The following is a 24,171-nucleotide window of genomic DNA, read 5'->3' as shown; positions in this document are numbered from 1 at the left end:
CGCCCGGCGGCGGCGCGGGTTTGCCGGACGCGTCGGCGTGGCGCGACAGGCCCGAGGCGGCGCTTATTTCTTGCAGCCGGTCGCCTGCGGCTCTAGACTAGGCCGCTTCTTTTTCTGTGATGTCATTAATAGCTAAGTGGACCGTCATGCGCGTTGCCGATTTTTCTTTTGAACTCCCCGAATCTTTGATTGCTCGCTATCCGCAGCCCCAGCGCAGCGCCTGCCGCCTGCTGTCGCTGGACGGGCCGTCGGGCGCGCTGACCCATGGTGTTTTTACCGACCTGCTGGATAAGCTGGAGGCCGGCGACCTGCTGGTGTTCAACAATACACGGGTCATTCCGGCGCGCCTGTTTGGCCGTAAGGCCAGCGGCGGGCGGCTGGAAGTGCTGGTGGAGCGGATGCTGGATAACCGGCGCGTGCTGGCCCACGTGCGCGCCTCAAAGGCGCCGAAGCCGGGCGCGGAGCTGCTGCTCGGCGATGACGAGAGCGTCAGGGCGACGATGGCGGCGCGGCACGATACGCTGTTCGAACTGCATTTTCACGACGAACGCGATGTGCTGACCATCCTTAACGCCATCGGCCATATGCCGCTGCCGCCCTATATCGATCGTCCGGATGAAGACGCCGACCGCGAACTGTATCAGACCGTTTACAGCCAGCGTCCCGGCGCGGTGGCGGCGCCGACCGCCGGCCTGCATTTCGATGAGCCGCTGCTGGCCGCGCTGCGTGAAAAGGGCGTGCAGATGGCGTTCGTTACGCTGCACGTCGGGGCCGGCACCTTCCAGCCGGTGCGGGTGGAAACGATTGAAGATCACGTGATGCACGCCGAATACGCGGAGGTGCCGCAGGAGGTGGTCGAAGCCGTGCAGGCCTGTAAGGCGCGCGGCAACCGGGTGATCGCGGTGGGCACCACCTCGGTGCGATCGCTGGAGAGCGCGGCGCAGGCCTGCGGCAACGGACAGATCGAACCGTTTTTCGGCGATACGCGGATTTTCATTTACCCCGGCTATCACTACCAGGTGGTGGATGCGCTGGTCACCAACTTTCATTTGCCGGAGTCCACGCTGATTATGCTGGTGTCGGCGTTTGCCGGCTATCGCCACACGATGACCGCCTATCGGTCGGCGGTGGAGCAGCAGTATCGCTTTTTCAGCTATGGCGACGCGATGTTTATTACGCATAATACGCAGGCTGAGCAGGAGCGCGTGGAGTAGGCCGCCCGTCAGGGGCGAATAACGGATTGTCATGACGCCGCAAACCAGGTTTTGCCGGCGTCTTTTATTATTATCAATGTCAACATCAGATTGTTTCTCTGGTGCTGGAGGTCAAGTGAAGTTCGAGTTACAGACAACCGATGGGCAGGCTCGGCGTGGGCGGCTGATTTTCGAGCGCGGCGTGGTGGACACGCCGGCCTTTATGCCGGTGGGCACCTATGGCACGGTCAAGGGCATGACGCCGGAGGAAGTGAAGGACACCGGCGCGCAAATTCTGCTGGGCAACACCTTCCACCTGTGGCTGCGCCCGGGGCAGGAGATCATGAAGCTGCACGGCGATCTGCACGATTTTATGCAGTGGCACGGGCCGATCCTGACCGACTCCGGCGGTTTTCAGGTGTTCAGCCTCGGCGATATCCGCAAGATTACCGAAGAGGGCGTGCATTTCCGCAACCCGATCAACGGCGATGCGATCTTCCTCAGCCCGGAAAAGTCGATGGAGATACAGCACGATCTCGGTTCCGACGTGGTGATGATTTTCGATGAGTGCACGCCGTATCCGGCCGACTGGGACTACGCCAAACGGTCGATGGAAATGTCGCTGCGCTGGGCGAAGCGTTGCCGGCAGCGTTTCGATGAGCTGGGCAACCGCAATGCGCTATTCGGCATCATTCAGGGCAGCGTTTACGAAGATTTACGAGATGTATCGGTAAAAGGGCTGGTAGATATCGGCTTTGATGGTTACGCTGTGGGCGGCCTGGCAGTCGGCGAGCCGAAAGCGGATATGCACCGGATTCTCGAACACGTCTGCCCGCAAATTCCGGCGGATAAACCTCGCTATTTGATGGGGGTCGGCAAACCGGAAGATTTGGTGGAAGGCGTGCGGCGCGGCATTGATATGTTTGACTGCGTGATGCCGACGCGCAATGCGCGCAATGGTCACCTGTTTGTGACCGATGGCGTAGTGAAAATTCGTAATACCAGGTATAAGGACGATACCGGACCGCTGGATGAACACTGCGATTGTTACACCTGTCGCAATTATAGCCGCGCCTACTTGCACCATCTCGACCGTTGCAACGAAATACTCGGGGCCCGGCTCAATACCATCCATAATCTGCGCTATTATCAACGCCTGATGGCGGCTTTACGTCAGGCTATTGGAGAGGGTAAATTAGATCGCTTTGTTGCGGATTTTTATCAGCGCACAGGTAAGCCGGTTCCACCTTTAGCCCGGACCGCGGTCGATGATGAGGTCAGTCCTGATTAAGCCTTGATCGAAGTCCGTTTTTTGTGGCGATAATTTTTATACGTTTTGACAAAGAAGAGGAAATATAAATGAGTCTTTTCATTTCTGATGCCGTAGCCGCAACGGGCGCTCCGGCTCAGGGAAACCCTTACTCTCTGATTATTATGCTGGCCGTTTTCGGTCTGATTTTTTACTTCATGATCCTGCGTCCGCAGCAGAAACGCTCAAAGGAACACAAAAAGCTGATGGAATCGATCGGCAAGGGGGATGAAGTATTGACCACCGGCGGGCTGGTTGGTCGCGTCACCAAAGTGGCGGATACCGGCTACATCTCGATCGCGCTGAACGAAACCAATGAAGTGGTGATCAAGCGTGATTTTGTGGCCGCCGTGCTGCCGAAGGGTACTATGAAGGCCCTGTAATTTTCTGATTTTTCCCAAAGGGAACTGCCGTGTTAAATCGTTATCCTTTGTGGAAGTACCTGATGCTGATCGTGGCTATCGTCATCGGTCTGCTCTATGCGCTTCCCAACCTGTATGGTGAGGATCCGGCGGTGCAAATCACTGGCGCGCGAGGAATCGCCGCCAGTGAGTCAACGCTGATCCAGGTCCAAAATATCTTAACCGAAGAAAAAATCACCAGTAAGTCAGTGGCGCTGGAGAACGGCGCGATTCTGGCGCGTTTTTCCACCCCCGATATTCAGCTGCGCGCCCGCGAGGCGTTGATGGGCTCGCTGGGCGAAAACTATGTCGTGGCGCTCAACCTGGCGCCGGCGACGCCGCGCTGGCTGAGTCTGGTCGGCGCGGAGCCGATGAAGCTGGGGCTGGACCTGCGCGGCGGCGTGCACTTCCTGATGGAAGTGGATATGGAAACCGCGCTGGGCAAGCTGCAGGAACAAACCATGGACTCCCTGCGCAGCGATCTGCGTGAAAAAGGGATTCCGTACTCCACCGTGCGCAAGCTCGACAACTCCGGGGTGGAAGTGCGTTTCCGCGACGCAGACACCCGCGACGAAGCTCTGAGCTACCTGACGCCGCGTCACCGCGATCTGGTGTTGAACGCCAGTACCGACAATACTTTGCGCGCCGCGATGAGCGACGAACGTTTGCGCGAGTCGCGCGAGTATGCGGTGCAGCAGAATATCAATATCCTGCGTAACCGCGTCAACCAGCTCGGCGTGGCCGAACCGCTGGTGCAGCGCCAGGGCGCGGACCGCATTGTGGTTGAACTGCCGGGCATTCAGGACACCGCGCGGGCGAAAGAGATTCTCGGCGCGACGGCGACGCTGGAATTCCGTCTGGTCAACAACGGAGTGGATACCGCCGCGGCGGTCGGCGGGCGCGTACCCGGCGACTCCGAAGTCAAATATATGCGCGACGGCACGCCGGTGGTGCTGTTCAAACGCGTTATTCTGACCGGCGACCATATTACCGACTCGACGTCGAGCAGCGATGAATATAACCGTCCGCAGGTTAATATTTCGCTCGACAGCGCCGGCGGCAACGCGATGTCCAACTTCACCAAAGATAATATCGATAAGGCGATGGCGACGCTGTTCGTGGAATACAAAGACAGCGGCAAAAAAGACGCCAACGGCCGTTCCGTGCTGGTTAAGCAGGAAGAAGTGATTAACGTGGCGACCATTCAGACGCGCCTCGGCAATAGCTTCCGTATTACCGGCATCGATAATCCGAACGAAGCGCGTCAGCTTTCGCTGTTGCTGCGCGCCGGCGCGCTGATTGCGCCGATTCAGATTGTGGAAGAACGCACCATCGGGCCGACGCTGGGCATGCAGAATATCACCCAGGGTCTGGAAGCCTGCCTGTGGGGGCTGATCGCGTCAATCGTCTTTATGGTGGTTTATTACCGTAAGTTCGGCGTGATCGCCACGACCGCGCTGGTGGCTAACCTGGTGCTGATCGTCGGGATTATGTCGCTGTTGCCGGGGGCGACGCTGACCATGCCGGGCATTGCCGGCATCGTGCTGACGCTGGCGGTGGCGGTCGACGCCAACGTGTTGATTAACGAACGTATCAAGGAAGAGCTGAAGAATGGGCGCAGCGTACAGCAGGCGATCCATGAAGGCTATAAGGGCGCGTTCTCCAGTATCGTCGACGCCAACCTGACGACGCTGATCACCGCGGTGATCCTGTATGCGGTGGGCACCGGCTCGATTAAGGGCTTCGCCATCACTACGGCCATCGGGGTGGCGACCTCTATGTTTACGGCGATCGTCGGTACTCGTGCCATCGTTAACCTGCTTTACGGCGGCAAACGCATTAACAAGCTGTCTATCTGAGGAGTGCGTTGTGGCACAGGATTATACCGTTGAACAATTGAACTATGGGCGTAAGGTCTATGACTTTATGCGCTGGGACAACGTCGCGTTCCTGATTTCAGGTTTGCTGCTGATTGCCTCAGTTGTGATTATGGGGGTACGCGGCTTTAACTGGGGGCTCGATTTTACCGGCGGTACGGTTATCGAGATCAGCCTGGAGAAAGCCGCCGACCTCGACGTGATGCGCGGCGAGCTGGAAAAAGCCGGCTTTCAGGATCCGTTGATCCAGAATTTCGGCAGCAGCCGTGACGTGATGGTGCGCATGGCGCCCGACGAAAAGAACTCCGGCCAGGAACTGGGTAAACAGGTTCTGCAGGTGATTAACCAGAGCACGGAGCAACACGCGACGGTTAAACGTATTGAGTTCGTCGGGCCGAGCGTCGGTACCGATCTGGCGCAGGCCGGCGGCATGGCGCTGCTGACGGCGTTGATCTGTATCCTGATTTACGTCGGTTTTCGCTTCGAATGGCGTCTGGCGCTGGGGGCCGTTTTGGCGCTGGCGCACGACGTGGTGATTACCATGGGCGTGCTGTCGTTGTTTCAGATTGAGATCGATCTGACTATCGTGGCGTCGCTGATGTCGGTCATCGGCTACTCGCTGAACGACAGTATCGTGGTTTCCGACCGTATTCGTGAGAACTTCCGTAAGATTCGTCGCGGTACGCCGTATGAGATCATGAACGTTTCCCTGACGCAAACGCTGAGTCGTACCATCATGACCTCCGCCACGACGCTGGTGGTGGTGCTGATGCTGTATATCTTCGGCGGCACGATGCTGGAAGGCTTTTCGCTGACCATGCTGATAGGGGTTTCGATCGGTACGGTATCGTCGATCTATGTCGCTTCCGCCCTGGCGCTGAAGCTGGGTATGAAGCGCGAGCACATGCTGGTGCAGAAGGTGGAAAAAGAGGGCGCCGATCAGCCTTCTATTCTGCCCTGATCGTTGCGACGTAACCACGCCCGGCCAAACGCGCCGGGCGTTTTTTTTGTCTCCCCCCTAAACCAGCTCCTCTGCGGGCAATGCCGATTGGTTAAGAAAACCTGAACGATCCTGTCGCGTTGAAATCATCCGTAACTACCTGAATCTTCAGGTTAATTTTATGTTTCAGCAGAACGGCGGGGTCATTACCGAAGCGTCTGATTCCGACTAGTCCGTTTTTCGACGGGAAACTAACCCGAGCCGGATAGGGGAGGCTTTACCAGGCACTCTCCCGGGCTGTGTTCGCCGAAGACGCTTACCTGTACAGCAGACAGTCCGGCTGGTTCTTATGAGGGGACTAATGCGGGATATGGCTGTTACATCAGTATGTAACCATAAAATGGCGCATTCTTCCGTACAGGAGAAGGCACCGACGCTATCAGCGAACGGTGCTTTACATATCCGATAAATACTCAAAACGGTGTAAAAACGCTTAACCGAACGGCATTACCTTCTGTTAGCGCGGCCTGTTGCGGCCGGCGTTTATTTCGCCGCCGCGTCGCCGGACAGATTCTGCGCCTGAATGTGGCTGATGCGCACGAAGCCCAACTGTTCCGGCGCTATCTCGCTAAGGCGTAGCTCCACCGTCGCGTCTGATTTTGGCAGCAGCGTCAGTTCGGTATGGATGGTTTGCATCTGCATATCGCGGGTAAGCGGCTTGCCGGTGACCGGATCGAGTTGGCCCCAGGCCACCTGCGCCGTTAAGGCGGGCAGCGTGCCGGGATCCACGCTACGGATGTGCAGCAGCGCGCGCGTGCCGTTGGCTTCCGATTCAATATGGCTGAGCGACAGGCTCAGCTGGCCCGGCTCACTCTGCACCAGCGCGCGGTTGCGCGCCGCCGGCAGCAGCCAGACGCCGCTGGTGGACTGGCTGTTCAGGTCGTTCTGATATTTCAGCGCGGTCGCCCGATCGGTCAGCGTCTGCAACTGACTGGCCAGTTGGCTGACCTCAGCCTGCAAATGTTGTTGCTGCACCGGCTGGGCGCAACCCGCCAGCAGCAAAATCGCCGACGCCAGGCCGGCGGCGGAATAACGGATTATCATTGGTGTTTCCTTCCGGATGTGCCGCCTGTTTCAATGCTATGTTATTGATAGTGTAGCCGGCATGCGTTGCAACTTATAGCGGTTGGGCGGCATTCTTCATATTTTGCGGGACCGCTGCGCGGATCGAACGTCGACAGGTTTGGGTTAGCCTGCTAATTCAGGGTAAACTATCAGCATGTTGGGTGAATCTCGGGAAGGGTTATGCATTGTCCGTTTTGTTCTGCTGTCGATACCAAAGTTATTGACTCCCGCCTGGTCGGCGAAGGATCTCAGGTACGGCGCCGGCGTCAGTGTCTGGTTTGCAATGAACGCTTCACCACCTTTGAAGTGGCGGAACTGGTCATGCCGCGCGTGATTAAGAGCAATGATGTGCGCGAGCCCTTCAATGAGGAAAAATTGCGCAGCGGCATGCAAAAGGCGCTGGAGAAGCGCCCGGTCAGCTCCGACGACGTGGAGATGGCGATTACCCATATAAAATCGCAGCTGCGCGCCACCGGCGAACGCGAGGTGGCGACCCGGGTGGTGGGCAATCTGGTGATGGATGCGCTGAAAAAACTGGATAAGGTCGCCTATATCCGCTTTGCCTCGGTTTATCGCAGCTTTGAGGATATCCGCGAGTTCGGCGAGGAAATCGCCCGCCTGCAGGACTAAGGACAGGTTAAATGGCGCTCAATAGCAACAGGCCGGATGAATTTTACATGGCGCGCGCGCTGGAATTGGCGCGCCGCGGATGTTTCACCACCGCGCCGAATCCTAACGTCGGCTGCGTCATCGTGCGCGACGGGGCGATTGTCGGCGAGGGTTATCATCTGCGCGCCGGCGAACCCCACGCCGAAGTTCACGCTCTGCGCATGGCGGGCGAGCGGGCGCGCGGCGCCACCGCTTACGTAACGCTGGAGCCGTGCAGCCACTTTGGCCGCACGCCGCCCTGCTGCGAGGCGCTGATCGCCGCCGGGGTGGCGCGCGTCGTCGCCTGTATGCAGGATCCGAATCCGCAGGTGGCCGGCCGCGGCTTGCGCCGGCTGCGGCAGGCCGGGGTTGAGGTCAGCCACGGTCTGATGAGGGCGGAAGCGGAAGCGCTCAATCCCGGTTTCCTGAAGCGAATGCGCACCGGTTTCCCCTATGTACAGCTCAAGCTGGCCGCCTCGCTTGACGGCCGGACCGCGATGGCGTCCGGCGAAAGCCAGTGGATCACTTCGCCGCAGGCGCGTCAGGACGTGCAGCGTTTTCGCGCGCAAAGCGCCGCGATTCTCAGCAGCAGCGCGACCGTGCTGGCCGACGATCCGGCGCTGACCGTGCGCCGGGCAGGTTTTGACGCCGATACGCTGCGTCGCTACCCCGTTCAGCCGCTGCGTCAGCCGGTGCGGGTGATTGTCGATAGCCGGCGGCGCGTGACGCCGCATCATCGTCTGATCGGCGAGGCCGGCCAGACCTGGCTGGCGCGTTTACAGCCCGACGAGCAGGCGTGGCCGGACACTGTCGAGCAACTGTTATTGCCCGCCCAGGGCGATGGCGTCGATCTGACGGCGCTGATGCGGCTGCTGGGCGAGCGTCAGATTAACTCGGTCTGGGTCGAGGCCGGCGCCCGGCTGGCCGGCGCGTTGCTGACGGCCGGTCTGGTGGATGAGCTGATTCTGTATCTGGCGCCGAAGCTGCTGGGCGACGGCGCGCGCGGTCTGTGCGTCCTGCCGGGTCTTGAGCGGCTGGCCGCTGCGCCGGCGTTCGACATCGACGAGGCGCGCCAGGTCGGCCCGGATATCCGCCTGCGCTTGCGGCCGCGAGCCTGAGCGCCAGGCCCGCATGCGCTGGCCGCGCCGACAAAACCGCATACGCGGCGCTAAGAATATGATAGAATCCGCCCCCCTGCGGGGTATGAAACCAGATAATTAAGGAACGCTATGAACGTTATCGAAGGGGTTGTTGCCACTCCCGGCGCCCGCGTGGCGATTGCGATTGCACGTTTTAACCATTTCATCAACGACAGCCTGCTGGAAGGCGCGGTCGACGCGCTGAAGCGTATCGGTCAGGTCGGCGATGACGACATTACCGTGGTCTGGGTTCCGGGCGCCTACGAACTGCCTCTGGCGGTGCGCGCGCTGGCCGATAGCGGCCGCTATGACGCGGTCGTTGCGTTGGGAACGGTGATTCGCGGCGGCACAGCTCACTTTGAATACGTTGCCGGCGAGTGCAGCTCCGGCCTGTCGCAGGTCGCGGTAAGCAGTACGATTCCGGTGGCCTTTGGCGTACTGACCACTGAAAGTATTGAGCAGGCCATTGAACGTGCGGGTACCAAAGCGGGTAACAAAGGCGCAGAAGCTGCCCTGACCGCGCTGGAAATGATTAATGTATTGAAAGCTATTAAAGCCTGATTGATTAAGTAAGGGGAATTACGTGAAACCAGCTGCTCGTCGCCGCGCCCGTGAATGTGCGGTTCAAGCGCTTTATTCCTGGCAGTTGTCTAAAAATGACATTGCTGATGTTGAACTACAATTCCTGAGCGAGCAGGATGTTAAAGGTGTTGATATCGCCTACTTCCGCGAACTGCTGGCTGGCGTGGCGACCCAGGCGGATAAACTGGATGCTCTGATGGTGCCCTATCTGTCGCGTCAGCTCGGCGACCTGGGCCAGGTTGAGAAAGCGGTTCTGCGCCTGGCGCTGTATGAACTGAGCAAGCGTGAAGACGTGCCTTATAAAGTCGCCATTAACGAAGCGATCGAACTGGCGAAAGTGTTCGGCGCCGAAGACAGCCATAAGTTTGTTAACGGCGTGCTGGATAAAGTCGCACCTACCGTGCGCAAGAATAAGCGTTAAGCCGCGCGCCGGGCCGAAGTCCGGCCGGCGAACAGCGTTGAAGCCCTTATTTTCGACATATCCTGGCGACCCCTCGTATCTGTTAAGACAGGTATCTAAGGATAATCAAGATATTACTTTAGAGGTTGGATCCTCGCTGGCGCGAGAACGGCGACGGGGAACGAACAGGGTATGTCATTAAGCTCAGGGCCGGAAATCCGGCCCTGATTTGTTTTGACATCATGCGGTCTGGAAAGCTTATGGCTGAGGGTGAATTTGATCTCATCGCCCGCTATTTTAACCGGGTGAGAAGTTCTCGCCGGGATGTGGCGCTGGGCATCGGCGACGATTGCGCCTTGTTGACGGTCGCCGAAAAGCAATTGCTGGCGGTCAGCACCGATACGCTGGTGGCCGGTGTACACTTTTTACCGGACATCGATCCCGCCGATCTGGGTTATAAATCTCTGGCTGTGAATTTGAGCGATCTGGCGGCGATGGGCGCGGACCCCGCGTGGCTCTCGCTGGCGCTCACGTTGCCGGAGGTGGATAGCGACTGGCTGGCCGCCTACAGCAACAGCCTGTTTGAGCAGCTCGACTACTACGATATGCAGTTGATCGGCGGCGACACCACGCGCGGGCCGCTGAGCCTGACGCTGACCATCCACGGGCTGATCCCGGCCGGCCGCGCCTTAACCCGCGGCGGCGCGCGCCCCGGCGACTGGATTTATGTGACCGGCACGCTGGGCGACAGCGCCGCCGGGCTGGCGCTGCTGCAGGAGCGGCTGCTCATCGACGATCGCGAGGTGCGCAACCAGCTGATTCAGCGTCATTTGCGTCCTCAGCCGCGGGTGTTGCAGGGGCAGGCGTTGCGCAGTCTGGCCAGCGCGGCCATCGACCTGTCGGATGGCCTGATTTCCGATTTGCCGCACATCCTGCGCGCCAGCGACTGCGGCGCGCGCATTAACCTCGACGCGCTGCCCTGTTCCGCCGCGCTGAGCCGGCACGTCGACGCCGACCAGGCGCTGCGCTGGGCGCTGAGCGGCGGGGAAGATTACGAACTGTGCTTTACCGTGCCCGAACTTAACCGCGGCGCGCTGGATATGGCGCTGGGGCAGCTGGGCGTGAGCTATACCTGCATCGGGCAGACCGGCCCGGCTTCCGAAGGTCTGCGTTTCCTGCGTAACAATCAGGTCGTCGAATTAAACTGGAAGGGATATGACCACTTTAGCAACCGGGCATAAGGGCTCGGCGATCGCCAAAAAACGGCTGCGGATGAGCAATCCATGGCATCTGCTGGCTACCGGCTTCGGCAGCGGTTTGTCGCCGTGGCTGCCCGGCACCATGGGGTCGCTGGCGGCGATCCCGTTCTGGTATCTGATGACCTTTCTGCCGTGGCAGCTCTATTCGCTGGTCGTCATGTTCAGCATCTGCATCGGCGTTTACCTGTGTCACCGTACCGCCAGGGACATGGGCGTGCACGATCACGGCAGTATCGTCTGGGACGAGTTCGTCGGGATGTGGATCACGTTGATGGCGTTGCCGGTCAACGAATGGCCGTGGGTTGCGTTGGGGTTTGTGATTTTCCGCATTCTGGATATGTGGAAACCCTGGCCGATCCGCTGGTTTGACCGTAACGTGCAGGGCGGAATGGGAATAATGGTCGACGATATCGTCGCCGGGGTTATTTCCGCCGGCATTCTGTACTGGATCGGCCACCACTGGCCGCTGTTCTAAGCCTGGAGGCCGGACGCGGCCGCGCCAGCGGCGCGCCGTGTCCGCAGCGGTTTAATCCGCATCGGTCAGCCAGGCGTTAATCTGTCGTTCGATACCCGCGGCGTCCAGACCGAAATCGGCGCGGATCTCTTCCTGACCGCCCTGCGGCACGAACCTGTCGGGCAGACCGATGTTCAGTACCGGCAGCGCAAGGCGTCGGGCCATTACCAGTTCGTTCACGCCGCTGCCCGCGCCGCCCATCACGGCGTTTTCTTCCAGCGTAATTAACGCCTGGTGCGAAGCCGCCAGCTCGACGATTAACGCCTCATCCAGCGGTTTGACGAAACGCATATCGACCAGCGTGGCGTCTAGCTTTTCCGCCGCCTTGTGGGCTTCGGGCAGCAGCGTGCCGAAGTTGAGCAGAGCGAGTTTTCGCCCTTTACGTCGCACCACGCCTTTACCGATGGTGATTTCCGCCAGCGGTTCGAGCGGCGCGCCGCTGCCGGCGCCGCGCGGATAGCGCACCGCGACCGGTCCCTGCTGATAATGGTAGCCGGTGTACAGCATCTGGCGACATTCATTTTCATCGCTCGGCGTCATGATCACCATCCCCGGAATGCAGCGCAGGAACGAAAGGTCGAACGCGCCCTGGTGGGTTTGACCGTCGGCGCCGACAATGCCGCCGCGATCGATGGCGAACAGCACCGGCAACCGCTGGATCGCCACATCGTGAATCAATTGATCATAGGCGCGCTGCAGGAAGGTAGAGTAAATCGCCACCACCGGCCGGTAGCCGCCAATCGCCAGACCGGCGGCAAAGGTGACCGCGTGCTGTTCGGCGATGGCGACATCGAAATACTGCTGCGGGTAGTCGCGCGAGAACTGCACCATGCCCGATCCTTCGCGCATCGCGGGCGTAATCGCCATCAGCTTGCTGTCTTTCGCCGCGGTTTCGCACAGCCACTGGCCGAAGATTTTCGAGTAGGTGGGCAGCGCTTCGCGAACGCTGGGCAGCGTACCGCTGGCCGGATCGAATTTCGGCACCGCGTGCCAGCTGATCGGATCCTGCTCGGCCGGCGCGTAGCCTTTACCTTTTTTGGTCATAATGTGCAGCAACTGCGGGCCTTTCAGGCTACGCATATTTTTCAGCGTTTGAGCCAGCGCCTGTACGTCGTGACCGTCCACCGGACCAATATAGTTAAAGCCCAGTTCTTCGAACAGGGTGCCGGGCACCACCATGCCCTTGATGTGTTCTTCGGTGCGCTTTACCAGCTCTTTGATCGGCGGCAGGCCGGACAGCACCTTCTTGCCGCCTTCGCGCAGCGTGGCGTACAGCTTACCGGACAGCAACTGCGCCAAATGGTTGTTCAGCGCGCCGACGTTCTCTGAGATCGACATCTCATTATCATTAAGAATGACCAGCATATCCGGGCGGATATCGCCGGCGTGATTCATCGCTTCGAACGCCATACCGGCGGTGATAGCGCCGTCGCCAATGACGCACACGGTGCGGCGGCCCTTGCCTTCGCGCTCCGCCGCCACCGCCATGCCCAGCCCGGCGCTGATCGAGGTTGAGGAGTGGCCGACGGACAGTACGTCATACTGGCTTTCGCTGCGCCAGGGGAAGGGGTGCAGGCCGTTTTTCTGCCGGATGGTCGAGATGCGGTCGCGCCGGCCGGTCAGAATTTTATGCGGATAGGCCTGATGGCCTACATCCCACACCAGATGGTCGAACGGCGTGTTGTAGACGTAGTGCAGGGCGACCGTCAGCTCGACCGTGCCCAGGCCGGAAGCAAAATGACCGCTTGAGCGGCTGACGCTATCCAGCAAGTATTGCCGCAGTTCATCACACAGTTTCGGCAGGCTTTCTTTAGGTAACAGACGCAGCTCTTCCGGGGTTTCTGCTAAGGCCAGTGTCGGGTATGTCGCTATATCAAAACTCATTGAATGCTCATCATCAGAGATGTTGTGTTGATATTATTTATCGCGTTCGACGATGAAATTAGCCAACGCTTGTAAGGGTTCAATATCGATGCTTCCCGGTGTGAGAGAGGCGGCCAGATCATCCAGCGCGCTCAGCGACTCCTGGTACAGATCGCGCGCTTTGTCGCGAGCGTTTTCCAGCCCAAGCAGGCTGGGATAGGTGCTCTTGCCCAGTTGCTGGTCGGCGCCCTGGCGCTTACCGGTGGTCGCGCTATCGCCCACCACGTCTAAAATGTCATCCTGCACCTGGAACGCCAGGCCAATCGCCGCGGCATAACGATCGAGAAACGGCAGCGAAGCCCGCCCTTTGTCGCCGGCAGCCAGCGCGCCGAGACGCACCGCGGCGCGGATCAGCGCGCCGGTTTTATGCCGATGGATCTGCTCCAGCGAGGCCAGATCGATCTGCCGGCCTTCCGCCGCCAGATCCAGCGCCTGCCCGCCGCACATGCCCGCCACGCCGCTGGCCTGCGCCAGTTCGGACAGCATCGCCAGACGATTGCGATCGCTGACGTGCGGCATCGGCTCATCGGCAAGGATCGAGAAGGCCAGCGTTTGCAGCGCATCGCCCGCCAGAATCGCGCTGGCCTCGCCGAACTTAATGTGGCAGGTGGGCTGACCGCGACGCAGATCGTCATTATCCATCGCCGGCAGGTCATCATGAATCAGCGAATAGGCATGAATGCATTCCACCGCGGCGGCCGGCGCGTCCAGACTGGTCAGCGGTACTCCAAACAGCTGACCGGTAGTGTAAACCAGAAACGGCCGCAGCCGTTTACCGCCCAACAGTGCGCCATAGTGCATAGCGTCGACCAGCGGAGAACTCTGAAAAGGCAACGCGGTGAAAATATGTCTCAGCCTGGCGTTGGTCCGCAGACAGTGGGCGTCGAGCCGATCGGTGAATGCGCTCATAGCGATTCATTGTCCGGCGTGAACGGGGTCAGCCCGGCGTCGGCGTCGTCGCTGAGCAAAATTTGCACGCGCTGTTCGGCCTGCTGCAGCTTTTGCTGCCCCTGACGCGCCAGCTGCACGCCGCGTTCAAACTCATTCAGCGCCTGTTCCAGCGGTAGGTCCCCGGATTCCAGCCGGGTGACGATCTGCTCCAGTTCACCGAGCGATTGTTCGAAACTGGCGGGTTGTTCAGTTTTTTTTGGCATAATTTCTTCAGAATCCTGATGTGTACGCGAGCGACCGGCCTGTGCGAGCCGGTTTCCCTGCGAGCTATGACCGGCAGGTGACTATGTAATTATACGGTTAAAATGCCTGGATGGTGATATACTTCGCGCCCTGGCTGCTATTGGTAAGGCGCGCCGTCTCCGGCTGAGCTTACCAATAACGTGATTTTAGTATTCAGGGTAATTCATTTACGCCTTTCTAGCTGGTAACGACCACCACCATGAAGTTTATCATTAAATTGTTCCCGGAAATCACCATCAAGAGTCAATCTGTGCGTTTGCGCTTTATTAAGATTCTCACCGGTAACATTCGTAACGTCCTGAAGCATTATGATGAAACGCTGGCGGTAGTCCGCCACTGGGATCATATCGAAGTGCGCGCGCAGGATGAAAATCAGCGGCTGAACATTCGCGACGAGTTAACCCGCATTCCCGGCATCCACCATATCCTCGAGGTGGAAGATCATGCCTGGAGCGATATGCATGATATTTTTGAGCAAACGCTGGCATTATACCGCGAACGGCTCGAGGGCAAGCGTTTTTGTGTCCGGGTGAAGCGGCGCGGCAAACACGAATTCGGCTCGCAGGACGTGGAACGCTACGTGGGCGGCGGTCTGAATCAGCACATTGCCAGCGCGCAGGTCGATCTGACCTCGCCGGAAGTGACCGTGCATCTGGAGATCGAACAGGATCGTCTGCTGCTGATCACGGGCCGCTACGAAGGGATTGGCGGCTTCCCGATCGGCACGCAGGAAGACGTGCTGTCGCTGATTTCCGGCGGTTTCGACTCCGGCGTTTCCAGCTATATGTTGCTGCGCCGCGGCTGCCGCGTACATTACTGTTTCTTTAACCTCGGCGGCGCCGCGCATGAGATCGGCGTGAAGCAGGTGGCGCATTATCTGTGGAACCGCTTCGGCCGTTCGCACCGCGTGCGCTTTGTTTCCATCGATTTCGCGCCGGTGGTGGGGGAAATCCTTGAGAAGGTCGACGACGGTCAGATGGGCGTGGTGCTGAAGCGCATGATGGTGCGCGCGGCGTCGCAGGTGGCCGAGTACTACGGCGTCCAGGCGCTGGTGACCGGCGAGGCGCTCGGCCAGGTTTCCAGCCAGACGCTGACCAACCTCCGGTTGATCGACAATGCCTCGGATACGCTGATCCTGCGCCCGCTGATTTCGCACGACAAGGAACACATCATCAAGATGGCGCGTGAGCTGGGCACCGAAGATTTCGCTAAAACCATGCCGGAATACTGCGGCGTGATCTCCAAAAGCCCGACGGTGAAGGCGGTGAAGGCCAAAATCGAACGGGAAGAGGCGCGCTTTGATTTCACCATTCTCGATCGGGTGGTCAGAGACGCTGTGAATATCGATATTCGTGATATTGCCGAGCAGGCGAAGCAGGACGTGGCCGAAGTCGAGACGGTGGTGGCGTTTAAGCCCGATGATATCCTGCTGGATATCCGCGCGCCGGATGAGCAGGATGAGCATCCGCTGGCGCTGGACAACGTGACCGTGAAATCGCTGCCGTTCTACAAGCTGGGCTCACAGTTCAGCGAGCTCGACCAGAGCAAAACCTATCTGCTGTTCTGCGAGCGCGGCGTGATGAGCCGGCTGCAGGCGCTCTATCTGCGCGAGCAGGGCTACCACAATGTGAAGGTGTATCGGCCCTGATCCCGCCGGCCGGGGCGGCGTGCTCCCCGGCCCGCCGCTTCACGCCTGATAGTCATAGATGCCGGGCGCCAGCACCAGCTGCGCCGCCACCTCGGCCGCTTTCTCCTTGCCCAGCAGTAAATCAATCAGCTTCAGCGCGAAATCGATGCTGGTGCCCGGTCCCTGGCTGGTGAGCAGGTTAACGCGCGGGTCGAACACGACGCGCTTATCCTGCCATTTCTCCGCGTCAATCTGTTCTTTTAATCCTGGATAGCCGGTCATATTACCGATCGGAAACAGCTGGTGATGCTCCAGCACCACGGCCGGCACGGCGCAGATGGCGGCGATGATTTTACCTTCGCGCTGAGTCTGGCGGATGCGTTCAACCAGCAGCGGACTGTCGCGGAAACATTCGGCGCCCTGCAGACCGCCGGGCAACACCAGCGCGTCCCACGCGCCATCGGCGACCCGTACCAGCGGCGCATCGGCGATCAGACGAACGCCGCGCGAACAGCGAATTTCGGTCGCGCCGTCGTCGGCCACGCTGGCGGTGGTGACGCTGATGCCCGCTCTGACCAGCAGGTCTATCGTGGTGACGGCCTCGGTTTCTTCACTGCCAGGCGCCAGACAAACCAGTACCGATGCGCTCATATTCACTTTCCTTTTGTTTGATCTGTTCAAATAAACGGCTGTTTTCCGGCAGGTTCAGACCGTGCTGACGAGCGCGTCTGAGCAGGTAGCCGGTGATATAGTCAATTTCGGTGTGGCGCTGCGCCATAATATCCTGCCGCATCGAGGAGACGTTGCCGGCCGTGTTGCGAATCAACTGATGGATATAAAATAGCAGGCTGTCGGCCGAGGTGTGGTAGCCCTCGTGTTCCATCACCTGCGCGATCTCCCGGCACAACCGTTCGATCTGCTGCGGATAGCGTTCCAGTTCGCCGTTCAGGCACTGGTAGATGGCCGTCATGGGATTGATTACGCAGTTGGCCGCCAGCTTGAGCCAGCGGGTGGCGCCGATATCGTTGTGCCACGCCACGTCCGGCAGCGCCTGATGCAGCACTTCCGCCAGGTGGCTTTTATCCTCGTTGGGATGCAGGGCGCCGATATGGGTGATGCCGGCGGCGACGTGAATGATGGTCGACCCCTCGTGACGCGCCGCATGGGTGGTCACGCCCAGCAGCAGCGGCTGGGTGAGCGGCGGCAGCTCTTCGTGCGTGCCGATGCCGTTATGCAGCAGCAGGATCGGACAATCGCCCGCCAGCTGCGGCAGCAGCGACGTAACGGCATCGCCCACCTGCCAGGCCTTGAGCGTAACCAGCAGCAGTTCGCTGTGCGCCAGATGGTCGGGATCGTTGGCGGTCAGGTTCAGATTACAGGGCTCGCCGTTCAGTTTCAGCAGGTTCACCGGGCAATAGGGGCGCGGTACGCGCAGCCATCCCTGGACGTCGTGTCCCTGCTGATGCAGCGCGGCCAGCCAAAGTTGGCCGAGTGCGCCGCAGCCGAGAACGGTTATTTTCATGGTCTTCTCCCGTGTGCGGAAACCGATGTTTTTGTGGCAGGCTTGCGTGTGTGTGACCAGATTCGGCGGCTGGCGGTCTGCCGGTGTTGCGCCACGCGTCGCCGGCAGCAATCCCAGGGCGCGCTATTTTGTATATCGCCGGCGAGCGGGTATTATGCATGCCAGCCAAATTTGTCAGGAGAGCCAATTATGCCATCTTTCGATATTGTTTCGGAAATTGATATGCAGGAAGTCCGCAACGCGGTGGAAAACGCCAGCCGGGAGCTGGGCAACCGCTGGGATTTTCGCAATGTGCCCGCCAGCTTTGAGCTGAATGAAAAGAACCAATCCATCAAGGTCGCCAGCGAATCCGATTTCCAGGTGCAGCAGTTGCTGGATATCCTGCGCGATAAGCTGTTAAAGCGCGGTATCGAAGGCAGCGCGCTGGATATTCCGGATGAAATGGAGCGCAGCGGCAAAAGCTATAGCGTGGACGCGAAACTAAAAGCGGGCATAGAAACCGCGCAGGCGAAGAAGATCGTGAAGATGATCAAAGACAGTAAGCTGAAGGTGCAGGCGCAGATTCAGGGCGAACAGGTCAGGGTCACCGGTAAGGCGCGCGACGAGCTGCAGAGCGTTATTGCGCTGGTGCGCAATGCCGAACTGGGCCAGCCGTTCCAGTTTACTAACTTCCGCGATTAATCTCTGATGCTCAGGAGCGGCGGATCGTCCGCCGCTCCTGACGCCTCGACGATTCTCATCATCGCTTCACGTGCAACCGCCTGTCTTTCGTCGCGCGCCGCTTACAGCGTCATCAGCCGCGTATTGCCGCCCGCCGCCGCGCTATTGACGCAGAATGCCCGTTCGATGAGCAGCCTTTCAAGGCGGATCGCGCTATCGCCCGGCGTTAACCCCTGCACTGAAACAATCGGCCCGTCGCGTTCGGCCACTTTGGCGCAGAGGGTTTGCAGCGACTGCGCGTTGCCATGGTGGATCACCGCGTCGAAGGGCTGGCTGAACAGCGTGGACTCGGGCACCAGCCGCACGATGGTTCTGACGGCTCCGGGCAACCGATCGTAGGCGGCGCGGTAATGCGCACCATCCGGCCAGAGCGCCCGGCTGCCGATCGCGGCGATCGCCGCCAGTTGGATCAACAGATCGCGCTCGCTTTCCGCCAGCCCCAGCACCCTTTCCCGCGGCAGTAGCCGGTAACTGTTGTCTTCCCCGGTCGGTCCCGGCAGGAAGCTGGTGGTGAAGCTGGCGCTGTTTTCTTTAAACTGTTTGCACAGCCGATGAATGTCCCCGTCATGTTCCGCCGCCCACCCGGATAGCGCGGACCAGGCGTCGAAGTGACCGCCTGTCGTCGTTAAGGACTCCGGTGCGCAAACCGCCGTATCGCGCAGGCCTTGCCGTTGGGCATCGGCCGGGCATGCGGTTAATAAACGATAGAGATAGAGCGGCCCGCCCGCTTTGGGGCCGGTGCCGGACAGCCCCTCGCCGCCGAACGGCTGAACGCCGACCACCGCGCCGACCACATTGCGGTTGATATAGATATTGCCCACGCGAATCTGTTCCGTAACGGCGCAGAGGGTGCGATCGATGCGTGAATGAATGCCGAAAGTAAGTCCGTACCCCAGACGATTGATTTTCTCAACCAGTGCCGGGAGCTGCCGGCTGTCATAACGCAGCACGTGCAGCACCGGACCAAAGACCTCTTTGCGCAGGTCTTCGATATCCTTTATCTCCACCAGAGTCGGGGTAATGAAATAGCCGTTTTTTTTGTCGGCGGCGTTGTGCGCGGAATTGTAGCTCGCCTGGTAGATGGTGAAACCTTTACTGGCCATCTCGCGAATGTGCGCATCGATATTGCTCATGGCCTGCGCGTCGATCACCGGGCCGATATCCGTGGACAGCTGCGCCGGGTTGCCCATGCGGTATTCGACCATCGTCCCGCGCAGCGCGGTCAATATGGTGTCGGCGACGTCGTCCTGCACGCACAGCAGCCGCAGCGCCGAGCAGCGTTGTCCCGCGCTGTCGAAGGCGGAAATCATACAGTCGGTGATCACCTGTTCCGGCAGCGCGGAGGAGTCGACGATCATGGCGTTAATGCCGCCGGTTTCCGCAATGAGCGGTATCGGACGGCCGGCGGCATCCAGCCGGCCGGCAATCTTTTTGTTAATCAGCGTGGCGACATCGGTGGAGCCGGTGAACATTATCCCCTTCACGCGCTCATCGACAATAAGCCGCTCCCCGACGGTTTCGCCTCGCCCCGGCAGAAACTGAAGCGCGGCGATCGGAATGCCGGCTTCGTGCAGAATATTGACCGCCAGAAACGCAATCAGCGGCGTCTGCTCCGCCGGCTTGGCGATTACGCCGTTGCCGGCGGCCAATGCGGCCGCTATCTGGCCGGTGAAGATCGCCAGCGGGAAATTCCACGGGCTGATGCAGACAACCGTTCCCAACGGGGTATGGGTCTGGTTCGCGAAAGTGTTTTTCACCTGGCGGGCGTAATAGTTGAGAAAATCCACCGCCTCGCGCACTTCGGCTATCGCATTGCTGAATGTTTTTCCCGCTTCCCTGACCAGAACGTCCATCAGTTCGCACATTCTGTCTTCCATCAGGTCGGCGGCGCGTTCTAATACCGCGGCGCGTTGGCCGGGCGCCAGCGCGGACCAGTCCACGCCGGTGCGTTGCGCCGCCGTGAGCGCCGCGGCGATGTCGGCGTCCGTCGCCTCGCATACAGAACCAATGACATCCAGCGGTTCGGCGGGGTTGACGATCGGGATGGCGGCGGAGAGCGGCGCTTTTTCGGCCGTAACCGGCACCGCGTTGATCGGTTGTTGCGCGTGACGGGTTAATCTGGCGGCAAGAGACTGCAGGCCGGCCTCGCTGTATAAATTCAGTCCCGACGAATTTTTGCGTCCGGCGCCGTAAATATCTTTGGGCAGCGGGATTTTCGGATGCGGCAAGCCTAACGCATGCTCCTGGTCCGCCAGCGACGCCGCCTCGGCGAGCGGGCTGGCGATCAGCTCGTCAATGGCGATCGACGGGTCGGCAATCTGGTTGACGAACGAACTGTTTGAGCCGTTTTCCAGCAGGCGGCGCACCAGATACGGCAACAGCGTTTCGTGCGAGCCAACCGGCGCATAAATGCGGCAGGGGCGGTTGAGCTTGTCCGCGCCGACCACTTCCTGATAGAGCGGCACGCCCATACCGTGCAAACATTGAAACTCATACTGCCTGGGCTGATAGTTGTTGCCGGCGAGGTAATAGATGGCGGCCAGAGTGTGGGCGTTGTGCGTGGCGAACTGCGGGTAAATTAATTCGGGTGCGGACAACAGCGAGCGGGCGCAGGCCAGATAGGAGATGTCCGAGTAAATCTTCCGCGTGAATACCGGGTAGGCCGTATGCCCGGCCACCTGCGAACGTTTTATCTCGCTGTCCCAGTAGGCGCCTTTCACCAAACGCACGCGCAGCCTGCGCCGGCTCGTTTGCGCCAGCGTCTTCAGAAAATCAATGACATAAGCGCAGCGCTTCTGATAAGCCTGCACGACAAACCCGATACCGTCCCAGGCGTGCAGCTCCGGCTCGTTGCACAGACGGGTCAGCAAATCCAGAGAGATATCCAGGCGTTCGGCTTCTTCGGCGTCGATGGTGATGGCGATATCGTGAGATTTTGCCAGCAGCACCAGCGATTTCAGCGTCGGGTAGATTTCATTAATCAGCCGGTCATATTGATGGCGCGAATAGCGTGGATGCAGGGCCGATAATTTCAGCGAAAACTCCGAGCCGGCATAGATGCCCTTACCCTTGCTGTACTCGCCGATTTTATTCAGCGCGTCCTGGCAGCGCTGGAGATAGTTTTTCGCATCGCTCCTGGTTAATGCGGCTTCGCCTAACATGTCATAGGTATAGGTGAATCCCTGTTGTTCCACGGTGGATGCGGACTGCAGCGCCTGCCCGATGGTTTCTCCGGTGACGAAATGGCCGCTCATGATATGCATAGCCACATCCATCGCCTTTCTGATCAGCAGGGAGGAACCGCGGGTGATGACCTTTTTTAAACTGTTCGGGAACGTATTCTTGTCGTTGTAGCGCACCACCGAACCGGTTACCAGCAATCCCCACGTGGCGGCGTTAATAAACAGGGAGCGGTTTTTCCCCAGATGGGATTTCCAGTCGCGGCCCATTATTTTGTCGCGGATTAATAGATCCCGGGTATAGTCGTCCGGAATCCTTAATAAGGCTTCGGCAAGGCACATCAGGGCAATGCCTTCTTTAGACGACAACGAATATTCCTGCAGCAGGTTTTGAATCATGGACGCGCGATCTTTACTGATTTTCTTTTTTCTTAACGATGAGGCCAGAGAGTGCGCCAGCTTATGAATTAATATGTCTTGATCATCGGGTATTTGCGCCTTATTAAACAGGCGGGATACGATATCCTGCTCCGGTAATTCCCACGCCGCGGTTATCGCCTTTCTTTTATCGTCCTGCTCTCGCACCTGCGCGGCCAGCGCGCCGAAGGGGGAATATGCGGGTTTATCCTGATTAACAAGGGGATTACTTTCTGTGGCGGCAGTCATAAATAACTCCTTATGGTATACCCTTTATTTCTCAGGCTGCAGTCGCATTGGCTCTGACTCAATGATTCGGCGCGTGACCGAATTCATTCGTGCGGGACCGCCGCAGGCGGAATGATCGTTCCGCTCGCCTGACAGGTTAAGCGCGCGGAACCGTATATATTTTCCGTCTTTCTTCACCCTAAAATCTATTGGGTAAATAAATTAACCGGACCATGACATGAATTTTCATACCGTGGCGCGTTGGTTTAAAGCGAACTCAATCTAATTACAAATTAAGGTGATTAAGCGCATGCTTTTGGCTATGAAGAAATCTGGCCAGCCTTTCATTATCGGAATGATGAATCTCATTAGGCGTTCCAACGGCGAGGACATTGCCATCTTCCATAAAGACGATGCGGTCGGAAATTTTGAACGCAAAGGACATTTCATGGGTGACGATCACCATCGTCATCCCCTCATTGGCCAGATCTTCAATTACTTTCAGCACTTCACCCACCAGTTCCGGGTCCAGCGCCGACGTCGGTTCGTCAAACAGCATGATCGACGGCTTCATCGCCAGCGCGCGCGCAATCGCCACGCGCTGCTGCTGCCCGCCCGATAACTGATGCGGATACTTGTGCGCGTGCTCAAGCAGACCCACTTTTTTCAGCAGCGTTAACCCCTGCAGCAGAATGTCATCCCTGGCGCCGGTATGATGGTATTGCGGCGCAAATATAATATTTTCTAACGCGGTCTTGTGCGGGAAGAGATAGAAGCCCTGAAAAACCATGCCCGTTTTATCCGCCTGCTGATAGAAGTTTTTATCCGGCCTGCCGTTGGCCGTGGGGTGCAGGAAAAGTTTATCGTCGAGAATGATTTCACCGGCGTCAAGAGGCTCTAGCCCGTTCATGGTGCGGATCAGCGTGGTTTTGCCCGAACCGGATGGGCCGATAATGGAGATCACTTCCCCCTTTTTAATCTCTAAATTGATCTCCCTGAGCACCCTTTTACTGCCGTAGTTCTTGCTGACGCCGTGCAGCGCCATCGTTACGCGATGCTTGCTGGTATCCGATTTTCGGGCCTGAATCGGCGGCGCCGTGGGCTGGTCGTGCACCAGAGCCAGCTCCTGGGTACTGATCACCCGGTTTTTCCTGCTGCCGATATCCATCCATTTTTCCAGCGTATGCGCCACGCGGTCGAAAATGGTCACGATAAAGACGTAATAACAGGACACCGCCAGTAACGTTTCGATGACTTTAAAGTTCTGCGTATAAAGACGCTGACCGACAAGCAGAATTTCGCCCAGCGAGATCACGGAGACTAACGACGTGAGCTTGACGATCACAATGAATTCATTCGCCAGGGCGGGCAGGGCGATACGAATGGCCTGAGGAATGATAATACTGCGCTGGATACCCGCATAATTGACGTTGAGCGATTTCGCCGCCTCGATCTGACCTTTATGCACCGACATTAATCCGCCGCGGTAAATTTCCGCGATAAAGGCGGACTCACACAGCACCAGTGAGATCAGGCCAGAGATAAAAGGCGAAGAGAGAAGGTCCGACGTCGAGGTGAAAAATTGAGGCAAGTTATAGATCAGTATGATTAAAACCAGCAGCGGCAGGCTGCGGAAAAACCAGATATACACTTTAGCGATAGCGCGGATGACGACAAAGTGCGACTGTTTGGCCAGCGCGAGGATCAGGCCCAGTATGTTTCCGCCAATCCATGACGTAACGCTCAGCGCAATCACCGTTAATGTAGCCTGCCAGAAATCATAATATGAAAAGAGATCAAAAAAATAATGCGCATCAAAATCCATAAATTACCCTGTTATATAAATGGGGCGGGACGGCACCCTGTTATCCCCTTCATGCTGCAAGTTGCAGGTGCGTTGGCTGCGCTCAGGTACCCGGCCCCTTCCTGTGGGGCGGCTGGATATAAAATAGAGAATGCCGCCAGCCGGACGAT

The 24,171-nt window shown here is 58.7% G+C and carries 21 protein-coding genes; 13 read left to right on the top strand and 8 right to left on the bottom strand.

Annotated features, from left to right (window positions below; translation table 11 throughout):
• Positions 1–146 precede the first annotated feature (146 nt).
• The 5 genes from queA to secF all read left to right on the top strand — a co-directional run bounded on the left by queA (position 147) and on the right by secF (position 5,741).
• Positions 147–1,214 carry a tRNA preQ1(34) S-adenosylmethionine ribosyltransferase-isomerase QueA gene (queA, locus tag FJU30_RS12525; protein ID WP_150435297.1) on the top strand — a complete coding sequence of 356 codons (1,068 nt, stop codon included), beginning with the start codon at positions 147–149 and terminating at the stop codon, positions 1,212–1,214.
• A gap of 115 nt (positions 1,215–1,329) precedes the next feature.
• On the top strand, positions 1,330–2,484 hold the full coding sequence (gene tgt, locus FJU30_RS12520; protein ID WP_150435296.1) for a tRNA guanosine(34) transglycosylase Tgt: 1,155 nt from the start codon (positions 1,330–1,332) through the stop codon (positions 2,482–2,484).
• A gap of 68 nt (positions 2,485–2,552) precedes the next feature.
• A complete protein-coding gene (gene yajC, locus FJU30_RS12515) occupies positions 2,553–2,885 on the top strand; it encodes a preprotein translocase subunit YajC (RefSeq protein ID WP_150435295.1) in 333 nt (110 codons plus the stop codon).
• Between the two features lie 29 nt (positions 2,886–2,914).
• Entirely contained in the window at positions 2,915–4,762 is a 1,848-nt protein-coding gene (gene secD / locus FJU30_RS12510) for a protein translocase subunit SecD (protein WP_150435294.1), read from the top strand.
• A 10-nt stretch (positions 4,763–4,772) separates the two neighbouring features.
• Positions 4,773–5,741, top strand: a complete 969-nt coding sequence (gene secF / locus FJU30_RS12505; RefSeq protein ID WP_150435293.1) for a protein translocase subunit SecF — start codon at positions 4,773–4,775, stop codon at positions 5,739–5,741.
• A gap of 522 nt (positions 5,742–6,263) precedes the next feature.
• On the opposite strand, the gene FJU30_RS12500 is transcribed toward secF, so the two are convergent.
• A complete protein-coding gene (locus FJU30_RS12500; RefSeq protein WP_150435292.1) occupies positions 6,264–6,824 on the bottom strand; it encodes a SadB/YajI family lipoprotein in 561 nt (186 codons plus the stop codon).
• 201 nt (positions 6,825–7,025) lie between these two features.
• On the opposite strand from FJU30_RS12500, the gene nrdR reads away from it, so the two are divergent.
• From nrdR to pgpA, 6 genes are all read left to right on the top strand, one after another.
• The gene (nrdR, locus tag FJU30_RS12495) at positions 7,026–7,475 is read left to right on the top strand and encodes a transcriptional regulator NrdR (RefSeq protein WP_150435291.1); all 450 of its coding nucleotides are present in this window, start codon (positions 7,026–7,028) and stop codon (positions 7,473–7,475) included.
• An 11-nt stretch (positions 7,476–7,486) separates the two neighbouring features.
• Positions 7,487–8,611, top strand: coding sequence for a bifunctional diaminohydroxyphosphoribosylaminopyrimidine deaminase/5-amino-6-(5-phosphoribosylamino)uracil reductase RibD (gene ribD, locus FJU30_RS12490; RefSeq protein ID WP_150435290.1), 1,125 nt, complete (start codon positions 7,487–7,489; stop codon positions 8,609–8,611).
• 111 nt (positions 8,612–8,722) lie between these two features.
• A complete protein-coding gene (gene ribH / locus FJU30_RS12485) occupies positions 8,723–9,193 on the top strand; it encodes a 6,7-dimethyl-8-ribityllumazine synthase (protein ID WP_150435289.1) in 471 nt (156 codons plus the stop codon).
• Positions 9,194–9,215: 22 nt separating this feature from the next.
• A complete protein-coding gene (gene nusB, locus FJU30_RS12480) occupies positions 9,216–9,635 on the top strand; it encodes a transcription antitermination factor NusB (protein WP_150435288.1) in 420 nt (139 codons plus the stop codon).
• Positions 9,636–9,874: 239 nt separating this feature from the next.
• Complete coding sequence (gene thiL, locus FJU30_RS12475) at positions 9,875–10,855, top strand: thiamine-phosphate kinase (RefSeq protein WP_150435287.1); 981 nt, start codon at positions 9,875–9,877, stop codon at positions 10,853–10,855.
• A complete protein-coding gene (gene pgpA / locus FJU30_RS12470) occupies positions 10,830–11,348 on the top strand; it encodes a phosphatidylglycerophosphatase A (protein WP_150435286.1) in 519 nt (172 codons plus the stop codon). Before thiL ends, pgpA begins: the two co-directional genes overlap by 26 nt.
• Before the next feature lie 51 nt (positions 11,349–11,399).
• On the opposite strand, the gene dxs is transcribed toward pgpA, so the two are convergent.
• The 3 genes from dxs to xseB are packed head-to-tail and all read right to left on the bottom strand — an operon-like array spanning position 11,400 to position 14,464.
• Positions 11,400–13,271: a 1-deoxy-D-xylulose-5-phosphate synthase gene (gene dxs, locus FJU30_RS12465; RefSeq protein ID WP_150435285.1), complete on the bottom strand. Its 1,872-nt coding sequence runs from the start codon at positions 13,269–13,271 to the stop codon at positions 11,400–11,402.
• A 33-nt stretch (positions 13,272–13,304) separates the two neighbouring features.
• On the bottom strand, positions 13,305–14,219 hold the full coding sequence (gene ispA, locus FJU30_RS12460) for a (2E,6E)-farnesyl diphosphate synthase (protein ID WP_150435284.1): 915 nt from the start codon (positions 14,217–14,219) through the stop codon (positions 13,305–13,307).
• Positions 14,216–14,464, bottom strand: coding sequence for an exodeoxyribonuclease VII small subunit (gene xseB, locus FJU30_RS12455; RefSeq protein ID WP_150435283.1), 249 nt, complete (start codon positions 14,462–14,464; stop codon positions 14,216–14,218). The genes ispA and xseB overlap by 4 nt, the downstream gene beginning before the upstream one ends.
• Before the next feature lie 239 nt (positions 14,465–14,703).
• Between xseB and thiI the strand changes: the two genes are divergently transcribed.
• Complete coding sequence (gene thiI / locus FJU30_RS12450; RefSeq protein WP_150435282.1) at positions 14,704–16,152, top strand: tRNA uracil 4-sulfurtransferase ThiI; 1,449 nt, start codon at positions 14,704–14,706, stop codon at positions 16,150–16,152.
• Positions 16,153–16,191: 39 nt separating this feature from the next.
• On the opposite strand, the gene yajL is transcribed toward thiI, so the two are convergent.
• Both yajL and panE read right to left on the bottom strand, forming a co-directional pair.
• Positions 16,192–16,782, bottom strand: a complete 591-nt coding sequence (gene yajL / locus FJU30_RS12445) for a protein deglycase YajL (RefSeq protein ID WP_150435281.1) — start codon at positions 16,780–16,782, stop codon at positions 16,192–16,194.
• Positions 16,742–17,653 carry a 2-dehydropantoate 2-reductase gene (gene panE / locus FJU30_RS12440; RefSeq protein ID WP_150435280.1) on the bottom strand — a complete coding sequence of 304 codons (912 nt, stop codon included), beginning with the start codon at positions 17,651–17,653 and terminating at the stop codon, positions 16,742–16,744. Before panE ends, yajL begins: the two co-directional genes overlap by 41 nt.
• A 189-nt stretch (positions 17,654–17,842) precedes the next feature.
• Between panE and FJU30_RS12435 the strand changes: the two genes are divergently transcribed.
• Positions 17,843–18,334 carry a YajQ family cyclic di-GMP-binding protein gene (locus FJU30_RS12435; protein ID WP_150435279.1) on the top strand — a complete coding sequence of 164 codons (492 nt, stop codon included), beginning with the start codon at positions 17,843–17,845 and terminating at the stop codon, positions 18,332–18,334.
• Positions 18,335–18,435: 101 nt separating this feature from the next.
• Here the strand turns inward: FJU30_RS12435 and putA are convergent, their stop codons facing one another.
• Complete coding sequence (gene putA / locus FJU30_RS12430) at positions 18,436–22,218, bottom strand: trifunctional transcriptional regulator/proline dehydrogenase/L-glutamate gamma-semialdehyde dehydrogenase (protein WP_150435278.1); 3,783 nt, start codon at positions 22,216–22,218, stop codon at positions 18,436–18,438.
• A gap of 265 nt (positions 22,219–22,483) precedes the next feature.
• A complete protein-coding gene (locus FJU30_RS12425; protein ID WP_150435277.1) occupies positions 22,484–24,022 on the bottom strand; it encodes an amino acid ABC transporter permease/ATP-binding protein in 1,539 nt (512 codons plus the stop codon).
• Positions 24,023–24,171: the final 149 nt, after the last annotated feature.

The sequence above is a fragment of the Affinibrenneria salicis genome, assembly GCF_008710095.1.
The sequence above is the reverse complement of the archived record's forward strand: the minus strand, read 5'-3'. Positions and strand labels throughout refer to the sequence as shown.

What these genes read in the sequence shown, in the direction of transcription:
- ribD (WP_150435290.1), top strand. Translation starts at nt 7,487, where the DNA reads ATGGCGCTCAATAGCAACAGGCCGGATGAATTTTACATGGCGCGCGCG.
- FJU30_RS12435 (WP_150435279.1), top strand. Translation starts at nt 17,843, where the DNA reads ATGCCATCTTTCGATATTGTTTCGGAAATTGATATGCAGGAAGTCCGC.
- ispA (WP_150435284.1), bottom strand. Translation starts at nt 14,219, where the DNA reads ATGAGCGCATTCACCGATCGGCTCGACGCCCACTGTCTGCGGACCAAC.
- yajL (WP_150435281.1), bottom strand. Translation starts at nt 16,782, where the DNA reads ATGAGCGCATCGGTACTGGTTTGTCTGGCGCCTGGCAGTGAAGAAACC.
- ribH (WP_150435289.1), top strand. Translation starts at nt 8,723, where the DNA reads ATGAACGTTATCGAAGGGGTTGTTGCCACTCCCGGCGCCCGCGTGGCG.
- yajC (WP_150435295.1), top strand. Translation starts at nt 2,553, where the DNA reads ATGAGTCTTTTCATTTCTGATGCCGTAGCCGCAACGGGCGCTCCGGCT.
- panE (WP_150435280.1), bottom strand. Translation starts at nt 17,653, where the DNA reads ATGAAAATAACCGTTCTCGGCTGCGGCGCACTCGGCCAACTTTGGCTG.
- pgpA (WP_150435286.1), top strand. Translation starts at nt 10,830, where the DNA reads ATGACCACTTTAGCAACCGGGCATAAGGGCTCGGCGATCGCCAAAAAA.
- thiL (WP_150435287.1), top strand. Translation starts at nt 9,875, where the DNA reads ATGGCTGAGGGTGAATTTGATCTCATCGCCCGCTATTTTAACCGGGTG.
- FJU30_RS12500 (WP_150435292.1), bottom strand. Translation starts at nt 6,824, where the DNA reads ATGATAATCCGTTATTCCGCCGCCGGCCTGGCGTCGGCGATTTTGCTG.
- nrdR (WP_150435291.1), top strand. Translation starts at nt 7,026, where the DNA reads ATGCATTGTCCGTTTTGTTCTGCTGTCGATACCAAAGTTATTGACTCC.
- FJU30_RS12425 (WP_150435277.1), bottom strand. Translation starts at nt 24,022, where the DNA reads ATGGATTTTGATGCGCATTATTTTTTTGATCTCTTTTCATATTATGAT.
- dxs (WP_150435285.1), bottom strand. Translation starts at nt 13,271, where the DNA reads ATGAGTTTTGATATAGCGACATACCCGACACTGGCCTTAGCAGAAACC.
- queA (WP_150435297.1), top strand. Translation starts at nt 147, where the DNA reads ATGCGCGTTGCCGATTTTTCTTTTGAACTCCCCGAATCTTTGATTGCT.
- thiI (WP_150435282.1), top strand. Translation starts at nt 14,704, where the DNA reads ATGAAGTTTATCATTAAATTGTTCCCGGAAATCACCATCAAGAGTCAA.
- putA (WP_150435278.1), bottom strand. Translation starts at nt 22,218, where the DNA reads ATGACTGCCGCCACAGAAAGTAATCCCCTTGTTAATCAGGATAAACCC.
- xseB (WP_150435283.1), bottom strand. Translation starts at nt 14,464, where the DNA reads ATGCCAAAAAAAACTGAACAACCCGCCAGTTTCGAACAATCGCTCGGT.